The sequence below is a fragment of the Flavicella sp. IMCC45537 genome, from assembly GCF_057197705.1.
Window position 1 is genome coordinate 3,211,333 of sequence record NZ_CM170067.1, and the last position, 18,490, is coordinate 3,229,822.

At 35.0% G+C, this 18,490-nt stretch carries 9 protein-coding genes; all 9 read left to right on the top strand.

Going from position 1 to position 18,490, the window contains the following annotated elements; genetic code table 11:
• The first annotated feature begins 43 nt into the window (after positions 1 to 43).
• The 9 genes from AC2DGP_RS12960 to AC2DGP_RS13000 all read left to right on the top strand — a co-directional run bounded on the left by AC2DGP_RS12960 (position 44) and on the right by AC2DGP_RS13000 (position 18,487).
• Positions 44 to 382 carry a cupin domain-containing protein gene (locus AC2DGP_RS12960; protein ID WP_484490483.1) on the top strand — a complete coding sequence of 113 codons (339 nt, stop codon included), beginning with the start codon at positions 44 to 46 and terminating at the stop codon, positions 380 to 382.
• Between the two features lie 355 nt (positions 383 to 737).
• Positions 738 to 10,319, top strand: a complete 9,582-nt coding sequence (locus tag AC2DGP_RS12965) for an MBG domain-containing protein (RefSeq protein WP_484490484.1) — start codon at positions 738 to 740, stop codon at positions 10,317 to 10,319.
• 40 nt (positions 10,320 to 10,359) lie between these two features.
• The gene (locus tag AC2DGP_RS12970; protein WP_484490485.1) at positions 10,360 to 11,235 is read left to right on the top strand and encodes a PorP/SprF family type IX secretion system membrane protein; all 876 of its coding nucleotides are present in this window, start codon (positions 10,360 to 10,362) and stop codon (positions 11,233 to 11,235) included.
• A gap of 113 nt (positions 11,236 to 11,348) precedes the next feature.
• Positions 11,349 to 12,371, top strand: coding sequence for a Holliday junction branch migration DNA helicase RuvB (gene ruvB, locus AC2DGP_RS12975; protein WP_484490486.1), 1,023 nt, complete (start codon positions 11,349 to 11,351; stop codon positions 12,369 to 12,371).
• Between the two features lie 20 nt (positions 12,372 to 12,391).
• Positions 12,392 to 14,113, top strand: a complete 1,722-nt coding sequence (locus tag AC2DGP_RS12980) for a SulP family inorganic anion transporter (protein WP_484490487.1) — start codon at positions 12,392 to 12,394, stop codon at positions 14,111 to 14,113.
• 79 nt (positions 14,114 to 14,192) lie between these two features.
• Positions 14,193 to 14,732, top strand: coding sequence for a DUF2911 domain-containing protein (locus AC2DGP_RS12985; RefSeq protein ID WP_484490488.1), 540 nt, complete (start codon positions 14,193 to 14,195; stop codon positions 14,730 to 14,732).
• A gap of 151 nt (positions 14,733 to 14,883) precedes the next feature.
• Complete coding sequence (gene leuS / locus AC2DGP_RS12990; protein ID WP_484490489.1) at positions 14,884 to 17,700, top strand: leucine--tRNA ligase; 2,817 nt, start codon at positions 14,884 to 14,886, stop codon at positions 17,698 to 17,700.
• A 21-nt stretch (positions 17,701 to 17,721) separates the two neighbouring features.
• Entirely contained in the window at positions 17,722 to 18,216 is a 495-nt protein-coding gene (locus tag AC2DGP_RS12995; RefSeq protein ID WP_484490490.1) for a hypothetical protein, read from the top strand.
• Between the two features lies 1 nt (position 18,217).
• Positions 18,218 to 18,487 (top strand): SemiSWEET transporter, encoded by a 270-nt coding sequence (locus AC2DGP_RS13000; protein ID WP_484490491.1) that lies wholly within the window; start codon positions 18,218 to 18,220, stop codon positions 18,485 to 18,487.
• The last annotated feature ends 3 nt before the right edge of the window (positions 18,488 to 18,490 follow it).

Sequence of the window (18,490 nt, forward strand, 5' to 3'; positions counted from 1 at the left end):
CTTTTTTATTTTGTATATTATTGGACCTGTTATTAATGAAGCTATGAAAATAAAAAAAACACAAACGTTACCAGAAGTTGGAGTAAGCCATAATAAAGATATTAAGAAAAAAGTATTTATTGGAAGAAACGAAATTCCTAAACTGATGATGTTTGGTTCAGCGACCTTTTTACCGGGTCAGTCGGTTGAAATGCATAAACACGATACTATGTATGAAGTTTTTTACATTCAAACGGGAAAGGTTGATTTTTTTGTTGAGAAAAGGAAAATTACTTTAGTTGCTGGTGACTGTATTACAATAGATCAAGGTGAATATCATTGCCAAATGAATATATATGATAACCCGGTAACATGGTTGTATTTTGGTATAGCTACTGACTGAAATGTAATCCATTAAAATAGGGAGTTTGAATTTTAGTAGTATTTAGTGAAAATATTACATAAATGGGTGTATTTCGTATGTGAATGGTGTTAAAACGATAATAAACGGAACTTTTTTGTATATTGTTGGCATAAAATATTAATTATGATCATTCTACCCCTAAACTTGATTTTAAAATTAGCTTCTTTAGACTTTTATTGTAACTCCTTGGTTTTTAATTACCCCTAGTATTTAGAGAGTACTTAGTGACTTTTTTATTTCTGTAAAGTCATAATATCAAATTGTTAATTAGTTATCTACCCCTAACTTTTCTACTATGGCCTACCCCTGCCAAAGAAGTAAATCACTGTATGTTGTGTTTTACTTTCTAATCCCGTTCTTTCTATTTTCTAATGAATATAGGATTTTTGACTATGCCTTAAATGGAGGAATGCATTCTTCTTCTCTATCTGAATCTATTGAGGATATTGATGCTAATGTGATTTATTTTAAAACCAAAGATGAGCTTTTAAATTCTAAAAAGCTTTACGACACAGCAGTTAATGTTAGTTTTCCAAAATTTATGAGCGTTAATGCTTTTGGATTGTCATCTGCAATGTTCAGTTACGTGTCGACAACTCCATTTAATAATGGTGTTACATTTAATGAGGATAAAGAATTCTTAATACCAAATACAAATGAAATAGAAAACAATCCGTTGATGCGTTTTAAGCCGGATCCTGCTTTGGGTGTGGCTGTATCCGGTAAAACAATAAGTAACGGTCAGCCTTGGGCAACAAGTGTTGTTTTTGATCATACAGCATCAACTGGTAATGTTACACTTTGGTCTCAGACCTATAGTCAAACAGCTTTCCATCAATTTGGGAAAGTTGCCCTGTCAATTGATAATAATAGATTGAAATTTTATTATGGGGATGAGGTAGCGAATCTACAATGGAATTCAAATACAAACTTTATAGATGGAGTCCGATATCATGTTTATATAGACTATAATGGAGGCTCAACTAGAGGTTCAGATCCTATTCCTTTTAGGATACGAATCGTTGATTCTTTTGGTAATGTAACAACTCCTGATGGAAATTGGAGCGTTTTCAATGGAGGATACCCGACAAATGGAACATGTATTACTGCGAGGTGCGGATCCAGTGAGAGGATCTATGGATATTTTTATGTTGGTGCTAATTATCTAGCGAGTCGTATTACAGAGGATGCTATAGATGTGTTTAATAGTAAGATTTATTCTATAGTGTTGACCACATTAACTACCAATACTACCTTGCCTACGGATACAGAGATTACAATGTTCACATTAGATCCTTTAAAGTGGCTTGTAGACTACAAAGAAGGTAAACCATGGAGAAAGCCAAATGAAAATGCCTCTACTTCTAATTTTATTTTAAATTCATCTGATGCTGCTGATGGTGCTCAAGGCACAAAAGTTTGGTTGATGGGAGATGGCCTATTTGACAGTGCAACCAATATTGAAAATCAAGTAGCTTATGGTATTTCTTCTCAAGATTTATCAACAGATACCGTATTGCCTCCCTTTAAAGGAGTGGCTCCAAAATTAACGGATCCTGGTGTTCTTAGTGTAAATGAAAACATAACAGGATCTTTTTACACGGTAAAGGCAAATGTTTCAGGTGTAAAATATTTTCTTGGACCTGGAGATGACAACCGTTTTATACTTGACCAAACGACAGGCGAACTTAGTTTTAAAAATATTCCAGATTATGAAAACCCGGTAGATGTAGGAAATAATAACGAATATGAAGTAAAGATTATTGCAAGAGATTCCTTTGGTGTTGAAGTTGAATTACAACTAAAGATAGTGGTTCTAAACATAAATGAATTAGATATTGAATTTGATAACATTGGCAAAACTTATGGAGATGCTGATTTTAATTTAGCTGCTACTTCAAACTCTGGTGGTTTAATAACCTATAAAATACTTGTTGGTTCTAGTTTAGTGGACGGATATTTTGACACAAACTTAAGCGGTTTAAATAATTCAAGTGTAAGTATTGGAGATGCAGGTACAATTACGATTCGCGCAATGGTGGAACAGAATGCTGGAATTGATGCTGGCTTTAAAGATGTGATACTTACCATTGCTAAAAAAGAAATTACAATAACACCAAACGTTGGACAGACTAAAATTTATGGTGTTGCTGATCCAACGGAATATTTGTTTACAACCTCTACCGATTTGAAATCGGGTGATGATTTTTTCGGAGGTCTGACAAGAGTATCTGGAGATACTGTGGGTACCTATGAAATATCTAAGGGTGACTTAAGAACGACTAATGATGCGAATTATAATTTGGTATTTACTTCAGGTGTCGATTTTACGATTACACCAAAAGAGATTTCTGTAACCCCTAGAACTGGCCAAACTAAAGTATTTGGAAGTTTGGACCCAATTTTAATCTACGACGTTGTGCCAGCCTTGGAATCAGGAGATGTTTTTACAGGTAGTTTGAATAGAGAGACAGGAGATGATATAGGGAATTATGAAATTACGCAGAGAGATTTAACTGCCGGCTCTAATTATATACTTTCTTTTACTACCGGTGTTGATTTTAGTATAACGCCAAAAGATATTTCTATTACACCAGTATCAGGACAGACAAAAGTATATGGAGATTCGGAACCAGTTTTGACCTATACTGTTTTCCCAGCATTAAATACAGGCGATTTTTTCACCGGAGATTTAGTCAGAGTATCAGGAGAAAATTCTGGAGATTATGCTATTGGACTGGGCGATCTGAGTGCAGGTCCCAATTATAACTTAGTATTTGATTCGGGAATTGATTTTACTGTTTTACCATTAGAAATTCTTGTAACTCCGCTACCAGGACAGACAAAAGTTTATAAAGAAAATGACCCTGTTATCTTGAATTATAGTGTTTTTCCGGATTTAAATATAGGTGATTCTTTTACAGGTGAGTTAAGCAGAGTTTCAGGAGAAAATGTCGGGAATTATAGTATTACTTTGGGTGATCTTAATGCAGGGTCTAATTACAACTTGGTGCTTGCAGCAGGAAATGATTTTAAGATTATACCAAAAACAGTTACGGTGACACCAACGACAGGTCAATCTAAAGTTTATGGAGAAACCGAACCGGTTTTTGAGTATACCATTTCTTCTGAATTAGAATTTGGTGATGTTTTTACAGGTAGTTTGAGTAGAGCACCAGGGGATGATATAGGCAATTATGAAATTACGCAGAATGATTTGACTGCAGGATCTAATTATAACTTGATTTTTACTTCAGGAGTTGATTTTACAATTACTCCTAAATTTATTTCGGTAACACCTGTATTAGATCAATCAAAAATTTATGGAGAAACAGATCCTATTTTGATTTATAATGCTTCCCCTTCTTTAAATATTGGTGATTCTTTTTCAGGAAGTTTGACGCGGGTGTCAGGTAATAATGCAGGGAATTATGCCATCGGTCAAGGTGATTTAAGTGCTGGTTCAAACTATACCATCTTATTTGATTCTGGCATAAATTTCACGATTGTACCCAAAGATATTATGGTAACTCCTATTACCGGGCAGTCGAAGATTTATGGTGATACAGATCCCAATTTTGCATACAGTTTATTGCCGACATTGGAAATAGGAGATGTTTTTTCTGGACAATTATCAAGAGTATCTGGTGAAAATATTGGAGAATATGAAATAACTCAAGGAAGCTTCAGCGCTGGAACTAATTACAACTTGCTTTTCGTTACGGGTAAAAATTTCAAGATAGATACTAAGGTAATAAACATCAGACCGGACACCAACCAATCCAAGATATATGGGTCAGCGGATCCAATCATAAGTTTTACCACAATTCCGAGCTTGGTAGGCGGAGATGTTTTTACGGGGAATCTTACAAGAATCCCTGGTGAAAATATTGGAGCTTATGCAATCAACCAAGGATCATTAACTGCAGGAAGCAACTATACATTAGTTTTTGACCCCAATATTGATTTTAGGATCAATTCAAAAGAGATATCCATAACACCTTTAGTAGGACAATCAAAGGTATTTGGTACAGTAGATCCTATTTTAAAATATTCAGTCGCCCCTTCCTTAGAATTAGGAGATGTTTTAAGTGGGGATCTATCAAGGGTATCTGGTGAAAATATTGGTTTTTATGCTATTTCTCAAGGAACATTGAATGCTGGAGCCAATTATACCTTGGTTTTTAATGAAGGTGTTGATTTTAGAGTTGCTCCTAAAGAAATACGAGTAACTCCACTATCTGGTCAATCTAAGGTGTATGGACAAACTGATCCAATACTTTCCTATCGACATACTCCAGATTTAGAGTCTGGAGATAATTTTACAGGAAATTTAATTAGAGTATTGGGCGAAAATATTGGCGAATTTGAGATTAGCCAGGGAAGTCTTAATGCCGGATCTAATTATTCTTTGGTTTTTGAGTCAGGTATTGATTTTACAATCATTCCAAAAAACATAACAGTCACGCCCGTTGCAGGACAGTCGAAAATATATGGAGATCTAGATCCAAGTATTTTGTTCAATGTGTCATCTGCATTGGAATTTGGAGATGTCTTTTCGGGAAGTTTAGGAAGAACTATTGGTGAGGATGTTGGCAGTTATGCAATCACCAATGGAGATTTAACAGCAGGTCCTAATTATAATTTAATATATAATTCGGGGGTTGATTTTAATATTTTACCGAAGGACATTGTCATCACCTCTTCTTCTGGTCAAACTAAAATATATGGTGAGATTGACCCGGAATTAACCTATGATATTATACCAGATTTGCTGTCGGGTGATTCTTTTACAGGTGGGTTAAGCAGAGTTTCAGGAGAAATTGTAGGGAATTATAGTATTACTTTGGGTGATCTTAATGCGGGGTCTAATTACAACTTGGTGCTTGCAGCAGGAAATGATTTTAAGATTATACCAAAAACAGTTACGTTGACACCAACGACAGGTCAATCTAAAGTTTATGGAGAAACCGAACCGGTTTTTGAGTATACCATTTCTTCTGAATTAGAATTTGGTGATGTTTTTACAGGTAGTTTGAGTAGAGCATCAGGGGAAGATATAGGCAATTATGAAATTACGCAGAATGATTTGACTGCAGGGTCTAATTATAACTTGATTTTTACTTCAGGAGTTGATTTTACAATTACTCCTAAGGTTATTTCGGTAACACCTGTCTTAGATCAATCAAAAATTTATGGAGAAACAGATCCTGTTTTGATTTATAATGCTTCCCCTTCTTTAAATATTGGTGATTCTTTTTCAGGAAGTTTGACGCGGGTGTCAGGTAATAATGCAGGGAATTATGCCATCGGTCAAGGTGATTTAAGTGCTGGTTCAAACTATACCATCTTATTTGATTCTGGCATAAATTTCACGATTGTACCCAAAGATATTATGGTAACTCCTATTACTGGGCAGTCGAAGATTTATGGTGATACAGATCCCAATTTTGCATATAGTTTATTGCCGACATTGGAAATAGGAGATGTTTTTTCAGGACAATTATCAAGAGTATCTGGTGAAAATATTGGAGAATATGAAATAACTCAAGGAAGCTTCAGCGCTGGAACTAATTACAACTTGGTTTTCGTTACGGGTAAAAATTTCAAGATAGATACTAAGGTAATAAGCATCAAACCGGATACCAATCAATCCAAAGTATATGGGTCAGTGGATCCCATCATAAGTTTTACCACAATTCCGAGCTTGGTAGGCGGAGATGTTTTTACTGGGAATCTTACAAGAATCCCTGGTGAAAATATTGGAGCTTATGCAATCAACCAAGGATCATTAACTGCAGGAAGCAACTATACACTAGTTTTTGACCCCAATATTGATTTTAGGATCAATTCAAAAGAGATATCCATAACACCTTTAGTAGGACAATCAAAGGTATTTGGTACAGTAGATCCTATTTTAAAATATTCAGTCGCCCCTTCCTTAGAATTAGGAGATGTTTTAAGTGGGGATCTATCAAGGGTATCTGGTGAAAATATTGGTTTTTATGCTATTTCTCAAGGAACATTGAATGCTGGAGCCAATTATACCTTGGTTTTTAATGAAGGTGTTGATTTTAGAGTTACTCCTAAAGAAATACGAGTAACTCCACTATCTGGTCAATCTAAGGTGTATGGCCAAACTGATCCAATACTTTCCTATAGACATACTCCAGATTTAGAGCCTGGAGATAATTTTACAGGAAATTTAATTAGAGTATTGGGCGAAAATATTGGCGAATTTGAGATTAGCCAGGGAAGTCTTAATGCCGGATCTAATTATTCTTTGGTTTTTGAGTCAGGTATTGATTTTACAATCATTCCAAAAAACATAACAGTCACGCCTGTTGCTGGACAGTCGAAAATATATGGAGATCTAGATCCAAGTATTTTGTTCAATGTGTCATCTGCATTGGAATTTGGAGATGTCTTTTCTGGAAGCTTAGGAAGAACTATTGGTGAGGATGTTGGTAGTTATGCAATCACCAATGGAGATTTAACAGCAGGTCCTAATTATAATTTAATATATAATTCGGGGGTCGATTTTAATATTTTACCAAAAAAGATTTTGATTACTCCAACATCAGGTCAGTCAAAAGAATATGGTCAATCCGATCCTGTTTTTGCGTATACTATTTTTCCTAATACTGTTGATTCTTCCGAAATAAAAGGAGGTTTATCAAGGGTTTCAGGTGAGAATATTGGAGCTTATGAACTATTACTGGGGAGTTTGTCAGCATCAAAAAATTATGAAATTCAATTGACTGCTGGTGTCAATTTTAACATCCAACTTAGGAATCCTAATTTGGAGGTAAATGATATTGTCAAGACTTATGGAGATGCTGATTTTAAGTTAGATGCTGCCTCAGATTCCAATGGAATGATTACTTACAGTATTCTTGGGGATGGAAATGGAACAACCTTATCAGGTGCTAGGAATGAGATTGTCTCTATTGGAAATGCAGGAAATGTTATAATTAGGGTGTCTATCACTGCAACTACCAATTATTCTGAATCCTATAAAGATATTCAACTTACCATTGACAAGGCAGTTTTAAGTGCCAAAGCAGAAAATGTATCTAGAGTTTATTTAAGTGATAACCCTGATTTTACAATTATTTATAATGGTTTTGTGAATGGAGACACCGTTGCGGATATTGATGAGGAACCAACTGCTAAAACAATAGCTACTTTCGATTCAAATGTTGGAGAATATTACATTGTTCTTTATGGTGGGATGGATAATAATTACACCATAGAGTCTGGATTGTTCAGTTTGGGTGTATTGACCATTGTTCAAAGAATACCATCTGTTGTGTTTTCAAACATTAGTAAAACCTATGGAGATCCTGATTTTAATTTGGAAGCAACCACAACTTCTGTTGGAGAAATTTCATACAGTTTTGTTGGTGATGCTATTGGGAATACATTATCTGGGGTAGGGAATGATATCTTTTCTATTGTCAATGCTGGTTCAGTAAGAGTTAGAGCTACTGTAGAGGGGACAACAAATTATGCGACCGTATATAGAGATATAACCGTTACAGTTGATAAAAAAGATTTAATAGCAAGAGCGAATGATATATCAAGACTTTACGGAGAGGAAAACCCAGAGTTTATTATTGATTATGAGGGGTTTGTCTATGAGGATGGTGAATCGGATCTTGATGAAATTCCACTGGCAATCAGTATCACCGATAAGTATTCAAATGTTGGGGAGTATTTTATTTTGTTATTTGGTGGATCTGATAATAACTATAATATTATCACCAGTGTATTAAACCCAGGGGTTTTGACCGTTCTTCCACAGACACCGATTATAGATTTTGAAAATATCACAAAAACATATGGAGATCCGGATTTTGATTTATCTGAATTGACAGATTCTGATATTTCTATTAAATATTCTATCGTAGGAGAAGAAAACGGAACGACTCTTTATGGCGCAAACAATCAAAAAGTAGCCATAGGAAATGCTGGAGCTGTTAAGATAAAGGCTACCTATGGAGCTACTGCTAATTATGAAGGGGTGTCTCAAGAAATCATATTGATTGTTGAGAAATCTAAAATAGGAATAGATTTAATTGAAGTTTCTAAAGAATACGGGCAGTTAGATCCTAAGTTTGAATACACCCTTACTTCTGGAAATGTCAAAGAAGGGGAAGAATTATTTCTTTCCAGGGTAAAAGGTGAAAATATTGGTTCTTATGCTATTTTCCCGAGTATTGCCAATTCAAATTATGAAATTACTTATAAAAAAGCCAGCTTAAATATTACAAAGGCTATTGTGACTGTTAGAGCCAAATCACAAACTAAAATATATGGTGAAAAAGATCCGGAATTTGATTTTGAATTTGAAATAGGTGCGTTGTCTAGTTGGGATACTTTAGAGATTACAAGAGAGCCTGGAGAAGATGTAGGGATTTATAAAATATTTGCTACACTAGATAGTAACAATTATGAACTGACCTATATTGGTGCAAACTTAGAGATTACAAAATCAATTATTACGGTAGAAGCCAAAAGTCAAGTAAAGACTTATGGCTCTCCAGATCCAAAATTCACCTATCAAGTAACCTCAGGGTTGTTTGTAGAGGGAGATGTTTTTGAAGGAGAATTGATAAGAGAAGAAGGTGAAGTGCTAGGCATATATCCGATATATTCTACTTTATCACATCCAAATTATTTAATAACCTATATCAGTTCTAATTTGACGATTAATGTAGGAGAACTGATTATTGAATTGGATCACTTAACAAAAGGATTCGGCACGGTAGATCCAGAATTTACCTACAGAATAACTTCAGGAGATTTTGATAATTCCACAGATCTTTCTGCTCTTATTAAAAGAGAATTAGGGGAAGACGTAGGAGTGTATAAAATCAGCTTGGACTATACCAATGCTAATTATTCAATTACGATTGTTGAGGGAACTTTAACCATTGAAAAAATAGTGCCAGTTGTGGCTACGATGGATGCTTCAGAAGTTTCAGGTAAAACCGCAATGTTTGAAGGGAAGCTCATTTCAAATGGAGGAAATGAGGTGATAGAACAAGGATTTATGTTAGGGTTTGTCAATTCAAATTTGGTTGCTAAAAATTCTTCTGTATTGGTAAGAATTGAACTAGATGCTAAAGATCCATTTAGAAGTGTTGAAGATAATTTGAATAGTGAAACCACTTATTACTATAGAGCTTATGCAATCAATTCAACAGGAATAGGATATGGTGAAATTAGAAGTTTTACAACGTTGGATATCACCGCTCCGAATCCACCAACTGTGTTACAAGCGGCTACATTTACTTGTCCAGGCAATAGAGAGGTGACTTCTGATAATAATTTCATTATTCATGGAACTGCCGAGCCAGAAAGTGTGGTGGAGGTATTTATGAATGGAGATTCAAAAGGATACGCAAATACGGATATTGCTGGAGACTGGAGCTTAGATATGAGTGAGGTAACTCAGGCTGATGGACAATATGAGTTTACGGCAACTGCCACAGATTTATCAATGAATACAAGTACTATGTCTGATACCTATTCGATTCTAATTTCTACGGTTAATAGTGATTTAGACGATATTCCTGATCACTGTGATGAGGATGATGAGAACGACGGTTATCTAGATGCGAACCAAATTCAGGAAAAGGTTGGATATGGAATTTCTCCAAATGGAGATGGTGTTAATGATGTGTTGGTTATTAGAGATATTGAAAATTATCCGAACAGCCAGTTAACTATTTATAGTAGATCTGGAGCTCTTGTGTATAAGGCTAATTCTTATGACAATACTTGGGATGGAAGAAATATGTTCACCAGTGGAGAAGCTAAACTTCCGGAAGGTTCTTACTTTTTTGTATTGGATTTAAAGACATCAGGAAAGCAAATTGTACAAGGTTGGATTTACATAACATACTAAAAGATTGGAGATGATTAGAAGTAATAGAAAAATAAAAAATGTGAAACTTATAATAGGTGTTTTTTGCATTGCAGCATCCTTAAAAGTGATGGCGCAACAGGAACCAAATTTCACCATGTATAATTTCAATTTGAACATTATAAATCCAGCCTATGTTTCGGTTAAAAAGCATTCAGAAGCAAGTTTGTCTTATAGAAGTCAATGGACGGGAGTTCCTTATGCACCCAATACTTCTGTTTTGTCTTATGTAGCTCCTATTCATGATAGATTAGGCTTTGGTTTGTCGGTTGTAAACGATGAAATTTTTATTTTGAATAAAACAGATGCTGCCTTTGATTTGGCGTATGAAGTACAGTTTTCAGATGAGTATTATGTACATTTCGGATTGAAGGCAAGTTTGAGTTTTGTGGACTTGAACTTAACAAAAGCTGGAGCACCGGATAGGGATACAAAGTTTAGTCAGAATGAAAGTTATGTAACACCCACAGTGGGAGCTGGAATATATTTGTCACATCCAAAATATTATGTAAGCCTTTCTAGTCCTAGTGCCTCTAAGGTAGAGCGTTATTCTTTAGAACCTGGATCGCCTGAAATAGTTGTGAATTATTTACATCTATATCTTGGAGCGGGTTATATTATACCAATTGAAGACGAGATAACAGTAACCCCTGCAATCATGAGTCGTTTTGTTGCTGGGACAACCACTACTTATGATTTTTCAGCAACTTTAGATTATAAGCAAAAAATAAAAGCAGGTTTGAATTATCGTTGGAAAGAAGCTGTTTCTGTTTTTACGATGTTTTCTTCTAAAAGTAATTTTAATTTCGGATTTGCATATGACATGAATGTTTCTGAAATAGCGAAGGTAAATACGCATGGTTCCTTGGAGTTTTTATTAAAGTATAAATGGAATTAAATAAAATTAATGATTCTTCTGTTTTCAAAATATAAAAAGCAATTCAACGAATGGTAAGAGTCTTTAATGAGCTATAATTTTTAGTATCTTCGTGCTATCTAAGCATCGAATGAATGAATGAAAATTTAAATCCAGAAAACTCTAATTTCTCGCATGAGGAAATGGATGTAGAGAAAAAACTAAGACCTTTAAGTTTTGATGATTTTACAGGACAGGAACAAGCACTTGAAAATCTAAAAATATTTGTTGAGGCAGCAAATAGAAGAGGAGAGGCTTTAGATCATACCTTATTTCATGGTCCTCCAGGTTTGGGAAAAACAACCCTTGCCAATATTTTAGCAAATGAGTTGAATGTTGGAATCAAAGTAACTTCTGGACCCGTATTAGATAAGCCGGGTGATTTAGCAGGTTTACTCACAGGTTTAGATGAGCGTGATGTTTTATTTATAGATGAAATTCATAGGTTGAGTCCTGTCGTTGAGGAATATTTATATTCTGCAATGGAGGATTATAAGATTGATATCATGATTGAATCGGGACCGAATGCGAGAACGGTACAATTGAATTTAGAACCCTTTACACTAATTGGAGCCACTACAAGGTCTGGTATGTTAACAGCACCAATGCGAGCTAGATTTGGTATTAGCAGTAGGTTACAATATTATAAAACAGACTTGTTAACAACAATTGTACAGCGAAGTTCCGCGATTTTAAATACTCCGATTAGTATGGAGGCAGCTATTGAAATTGCAGGCAGAAGCAGGGGAACACCTCGTATAGCCAATTCATTATTGAGACGTGTGAGAGATTTTGCAGAAATAAAAGGGAATGGATCTATTACCATTGAAATAGCAAAATTTGGATTGGAAGCATTGAATGTGGATGCGCATGGGTTGGATGAAATGGATAATAAAATTTTGACAACTGTTATTGATAAATTTAAAGGAGGCCCTGTTGGTTTAACGACACTAGCAACTGCAGTTGGAGAGAATGCCGAAACCATTGAAGAGGTGTACGAACCCTTCTTGATTCAGCAGGGTTTTATAATGAGAACTCCAAGAGGTAGAGAAGTTACAGAGCTTGCGTATAAGCATTTGGGAAGAACAAAAGGAAGAATCCAAGGAGAATTGTTTTAAAGATTGAAACTAGAGCATAAATGAAAAAGTACCTGCCAATATTACAATGGATATCAAAGTACAATAGCAGTCTGTTAAAGAAGGATGCAATTGCTGGGATAACAGTTGGAGTGGTGCTGATTCCACAAGGAATTGCTTATGCATTGATTGCAGGATTGCCTCCGATATATGGTTTGTACACAGCTTTGATACCTCAATTGGTTTATGCAGTATTGGGAACCTCACCAAGAGTGGCTGTTGGGCCTGTGGCAATGGATTCCTTACTGGTGGCGGCTGGAATTGCCTCTTTAGCAGTTGTTGGTACCGAAAATATTGTTGCCATTGCTATTTTGCTTGCATTTACCGTGGGGGTCATACAGGTACTGTTGGGGGTGTTGAAGTTGGGATTTATTGTCAACTTTTTATCAAGACCCGTAATTAGTGGGTTTACATCTGCCGCCGCGATTATTATAGGGGTAAATCAATTTAAGAATTTACTAGGAATACCGATACCTAGAAGTAATAGAGTTCATGAAATTTTGATTCATTTTTATCAAAATGTATTGGATACTAATATGCAGACTTTTGCTATTGGAGCTGGAGCAATTGTTATAATTTTTATTCTTAAAAAAATTAATAAAAACATACCAAGTCCGTTAGTGGTTGTGATTGTTGGGATTTTAATTCTGAAATTTTTTAATAATACTTTTCAGGAAGTTGCAATTATCAAAGAAATTCCTTCAGGATTGCCTTCGTTTGATGTTCCAGATATTAGTTATAAAAATATTATGGAAATGCTTCCTATTGCGATTACCATTGCAATGATTGGTTTTTTAGAAACAGTTTCTATAGGGAAGTCCTTGGAAACAAATAAGGATATCATTCAGGTAAAACCCAATCAAGAATTAATTGCGATTGGGCTCGGAAATGTTCTAGGGTCGTTTTTTAAATCTTATCCTTCTACAGCGAGTTTTTCAAGATCTGCTGTAAATCAAGATGCAGGTGCAAAAACTGGTTTTGCAGCTTTTTTCTCTGTAGGAATTGTAGCTTCGGTTCTTTTGTTTTTAACCCCCATGTTTTATTATTTACCAAAAGCAGTATTGGCTGCCATAATAATCGTTTCTGTTTTAAAGTTGATAGATTATAAAGAGGCAATGAGGTTGTGGAATGTCAATAAAATTGATTTTTGGATGCTATTGGTAACCTTTATAGGAACTTTGTTTTTTGGTATAAAGGAGGGTATTGGAGTTGGTGTCAGTTTATCTTTAGTGATGGTGATTTTTAGAACATCTAAACCCCATGTTGCAGTTTTGGGTAGGATTCCGAATACTAGTTTTTTTAGAAATATAAATAGATTTGATGATATGGAGGTGAATCAAGAAGTTTTGATTCTTCGTTTTGATTCTCATTTATATTTTGCAAATACCAATTATTTTAGAGAACGTTTGGATGATTTGGCAACTGAAAAAGGAGAAGCTTTGAAGCTGATTATTTTAGATTGTGAATGTATTAACGGTTTGGATAGTACAGGAGCAGCCATGTGGAATGATCGAATTGATTTTTATGCAACACAAGGCATAGAGATTCACTTTACCAACGTTAAAGGGCCTGTAAGAGATGCAATGACAAAGGCTGGGATTATTGAGAAAATTGGAATAGAAAACTGTTTTATGAGCAACCATGGGGCGTTGACTTTTTACGAAACAGGGAGTAGAGAAAGTCAGAAAAACTTATCATCCTATATACAACAGGCAAATCAATAGAATTAACAAAAGATTATTTTTTTTGGTTTGTAAGGAATCGTAGTTTTGTAGGACTTTACACAAAACTTTAATTATTCTTATGAGAAAATCAATTTTTACCTTGGTGCTATTAGTTATTTCTATGGTGTTTACCAGTGATTTAGAAGCGCAAAAATTTAGTTCAATGGATAAGAGTCCGTTGGATGTAGCAACATTTCCTAGTAGTCATAGGGAATCTAATAAAATCGTGAAAGTTATATATTCACGTCCGTTTTTAAAAGGCAGATCCGTAGCATCTTTAGCTCCGAATGGAAAAGTATGGAGAACAGGAGCCAATGAAGCTGTAGAAATTAGATTTTACGAAGATGTTATTTTTGGAGGTAAAGAGGTAGAAGAAGGGGTTTATACTTTATTTACAATTCCCGGAGATAAGGAGTGGACTTTTATTTTAAGTAAAGACCATAATGTATGGGGTGCATATAGTTATAAACAAAGTAATGATGTTGTGAGAGTTACTGGGAAGGTTTCTCAGAACACCTCTAAATTAGAAAACTTTTCTATCGCTTTTGAAAAAGACATGACTTTATGTTTAGGTTGGGGAACTACTTTAGTAAAGTTGCCGATAACTTTAGAAGATTAATAAAAAGATATTCTGTAAAAAAAAGCGACTTTATTAAGTCGCTTTTTTTATGGGTTAAAGTTTCAAGTTTAGGATTTTTAACTTTCAGTTAAGAACTGTACTTTTGCAACTTAACTCAAAATAATAAGGGGCTTGCCCCCTTTCAGACATAATGGATTACAATTTTAACGAGATAGAGGCCAAATGGCAAAAATATTGGGCTGAAAATCAAACTTTCAAAGCTAGCGAAACAACGGATAAACCAAAATATTATGTTTTGGATATGTTTCCTTATCCTTCAGGAGCTGGGTTGCATGTTGGTCACCCCTTAGGGTATATAGCTTCAGATATTTATGCTCGTTACAAACGTCACCAAGGGTTTAATGTACTGCACCCTCAAGGATATGATTCTTTTGGTTTGCCAGCGGAACAGTATGCAATTCAAACAGGACAGCATCCTGCAATTACTACCGAAACTAATATTGCAACCTACAGAAAACAATTAGATAAAATTGGTTTTTCATTTGATTGGTCTCGTGAAGTACGTACCTCTAGTCCTGAGTATTATAAATGGACACAATGGATTTTTATCCAACTGTTTAATTCTTGGTATAATATAGCTACTGATAAAGCGGAGGATATTACTGATCTTATCGCAGTTTTTGAAAAAGAAGGAAATGCAAATATTTCAGCTTCCGTTGATGAGGATATTTCAGTGTTTACAGCTGAAGAATGGAAGACATTTTCAAAAGCAGAACAAGAGTCGATATTGTTAAAATATAGGTTGACTTATCTATCAGAAACAGAGGTGAACTGGTGTCCAGTATTGGGAACTGTTTTGGCAAATGATGAAATCGTCAATGGGGTTTCAGAACGTGGTGGACATCCGGTAGTTCGTAAAAAAATGAAACAGTGGAGTATGCGAATTTCTGCATATGCACAACGATTATTAGATGGATTAGTAAATATTGATTGGCCACAGCCGTTAAAAGACTCTCAAACCAATTGGATTGGAAGATCACAAGGTGCAAGTGTGTTTTTTGATGTAGAAAATTCAAAGGAGAAAATAGAAGTGTTTACCACTCGTCCTGATACTATTTTTGGTGTAACATTTATGACTTTGGCCCCTGAACATGAATTGGTGTCTCAGATTGTAACTGAAGCTCAAAAAAAGGACGTTGAGGCATATATTGAAGCGACATCAAAGCGTTCTGAAAGAGATAGAATGGCAGATGTAAAAACGATTTCTGGAGCCTTTACAGGAGCCTATGCGATTCATCCTTTTACAGGAGAGAAAATTCAAATATGGATCGGAGATTATGTACTAGCAAGTTATGGTACAGGAGCTGTAATGGCGGTTCCATGTGGAGATCAACGTGACTGGGATTTTGCTAATCACTTTGGAATCGAAATCAAAAATATTTTTGAAGAAGTTGATGTTTCTGAAGCTGCTTGTGAAGATAAAACTGCGAAAATTGCCAATTCAGAATTGCTATCTGGCTTGACTGTCAAAAAAGCAACAAAGTTGGCTATTTACGAAATGGAAAAACAAGGCTTTGGAAAAGGGAAAATAAATTATCGTTTGCGTGATGCTGTATTTAGTAGACAACGTTATTGGGGAGAACCTTTTCCGGTGTACTATAAAGACGGTATGCCAGTGATGATTGAAGCAGAGCATTTACCTATAGTATTGCCAGAAGTAGAAAAGTATTTGCCTACAGAAGATGGGAAACCGCCTTTAGGAAATGCAGAGGTTTGGGCTTGGGATATTGAAACCGCTGAAGTGGTGAGTGTAGATAACATCAACAATAAAACCGTTTTTCCACTAGAGTTAAATACGATGCCTGGATGGGCGGGTAGTTCTTGGTATTTTAACAGGTACATGGATCCTTCAAATGATGGTGAGTTTGTAAGTAAAGAGGCTGTAGAATATTGGAAAGATATCGATTTGTATATTGGAGGTTCTGAGCATGCTACAGGACATTTACTTTATGCTCGTTTTTGGCAAAAATTCTTATTTGATAAAGGGCATCTTCCTGTTGATGAGTTTGCCAAAAAATTAATCAACCAAGGAATGATACTTGGTACAAGTGCTTTTGTGTACAGGCTAGAAGGGACTAATAAGTTTGTCTCAAAAGGTTTGATTGGAGATCAAAAAGTACAGGCAATTCATGCCGATGTATCTTTAGTGAATAGTTCGGATGAATTAGATGTAGAAGGATTTAAAAATCATGCTTTAAATAGTGATTTTAAGGATGCTGAGTTTATTTTGGAAGATGGGAAATATCTTGTTGGAAGAGAAGTAGAAAAAATGTCTAAATCTAAATACAATGTTGTAAATCCTGATAATATTTGTGAAGAATATGGTGCGGATAGTTTGCGTTTGTTTGAGATGTTTTTAGGGCCTTTAGAGCAAGCGAAACCATGGAAAACATCTGGTATTTCTGGAGTACATTCTTTCTTGAAAAAATTATGGAAGTTGTATCACCAAGGAGAGGTGTTTACCGTTACAGAAGGAAAAGCAACTAAGGATGAATTAAAGACATTGCATAAAACAATTAAAAAAGTACAAGAAGATATTGAGAACTTCTCTTTTAATACTTCGGTAAGTACTTTTATGATTGCAGTAAATGAATTGTCTTCATTGAAATGTAATAAACGTGAAATTTTAGAACCTTTATTAGTTTTGGTTTCTCCTTATGCACCTCATATTGCAGAAGAATTATGGAGTAAATTAGGTCATGATACTACAATTGCTACAGTTGAGTTTCCTGTTTTTGAGGCAGCACATTTGGTAGAAAGTACTAAAGTGTATCCTGTTTCTTTTAATGGAAAAATGCGTTTTACTTTGGAATTGTCATTGGATCTATCTAAAGATGAAATAGAAAAAGTAGTGATGGCTCACGAAAAAACACAGGCTCAGTTACAAGGAAGAACTCCTAAAAAAGTGATTATTGTTCCTGGCAAAATTGTAAATATTGTAGGTTAATCAAACTTAAAAATTTTAGTTATGAAATGGATGAAATTATTATGTGTGTTGACTTTTGTTGTTACTTCGTGCGCGACAGAAGATGAAAAAATGCAAAAATATATTATAGGAAATTGGGAAACGGTTTTTGTGAAATTGGAATTTCCTACTTTTAAAGGAAGAGATACTTTGGTAGAGTATGATATAGATTTTGCAAATCCACATGATCCCAGAGCACAGCGTCAAGGGAAATCTTTTTCTACCTATAAAGCGGATGGAACTTTTAAAAGTTGGACTGAAAAAAATAAAAGACAGACTGGGCAATCGACAACGGGAAAGTGGAGAGTTACAAAAGATTCTTTGTTTTATGATTTTGAACAAGGACCAGGAAAAAAAGATGTAACTGTTTCTTTTGGTTTAGAAAAAATTGAAGACGGATTTGCTATTACAGGATTGCAAGATAGAGATAATGATCGCGCAAAGGATGATACTATTTATTTAGAAACCGTTCGTTTGCCTGATACACCTGAAGAATAAAATGGAGGTAATTCCAGTTGAGATCGAAATTATCGGTTTGGTAGCTGCCGGTTTAACAACGGCCTCTTTTGTTCCTCAGGTATATAAGATTTGGAAAACTAAATCAGCCGAGAGTATCTCTTTGGCTATGTTTTTGATGTTTTTTGTAGGTGTGTTGTTGTGGTTGGTTTATGGTATTTTTATAAAAAGCCTTTCCATGACAATAGCCAATACCATCACAGCCTCTTTAGCATTGGTTATTATTTATTATAAAATTAAGTTGAAGGATTAATTT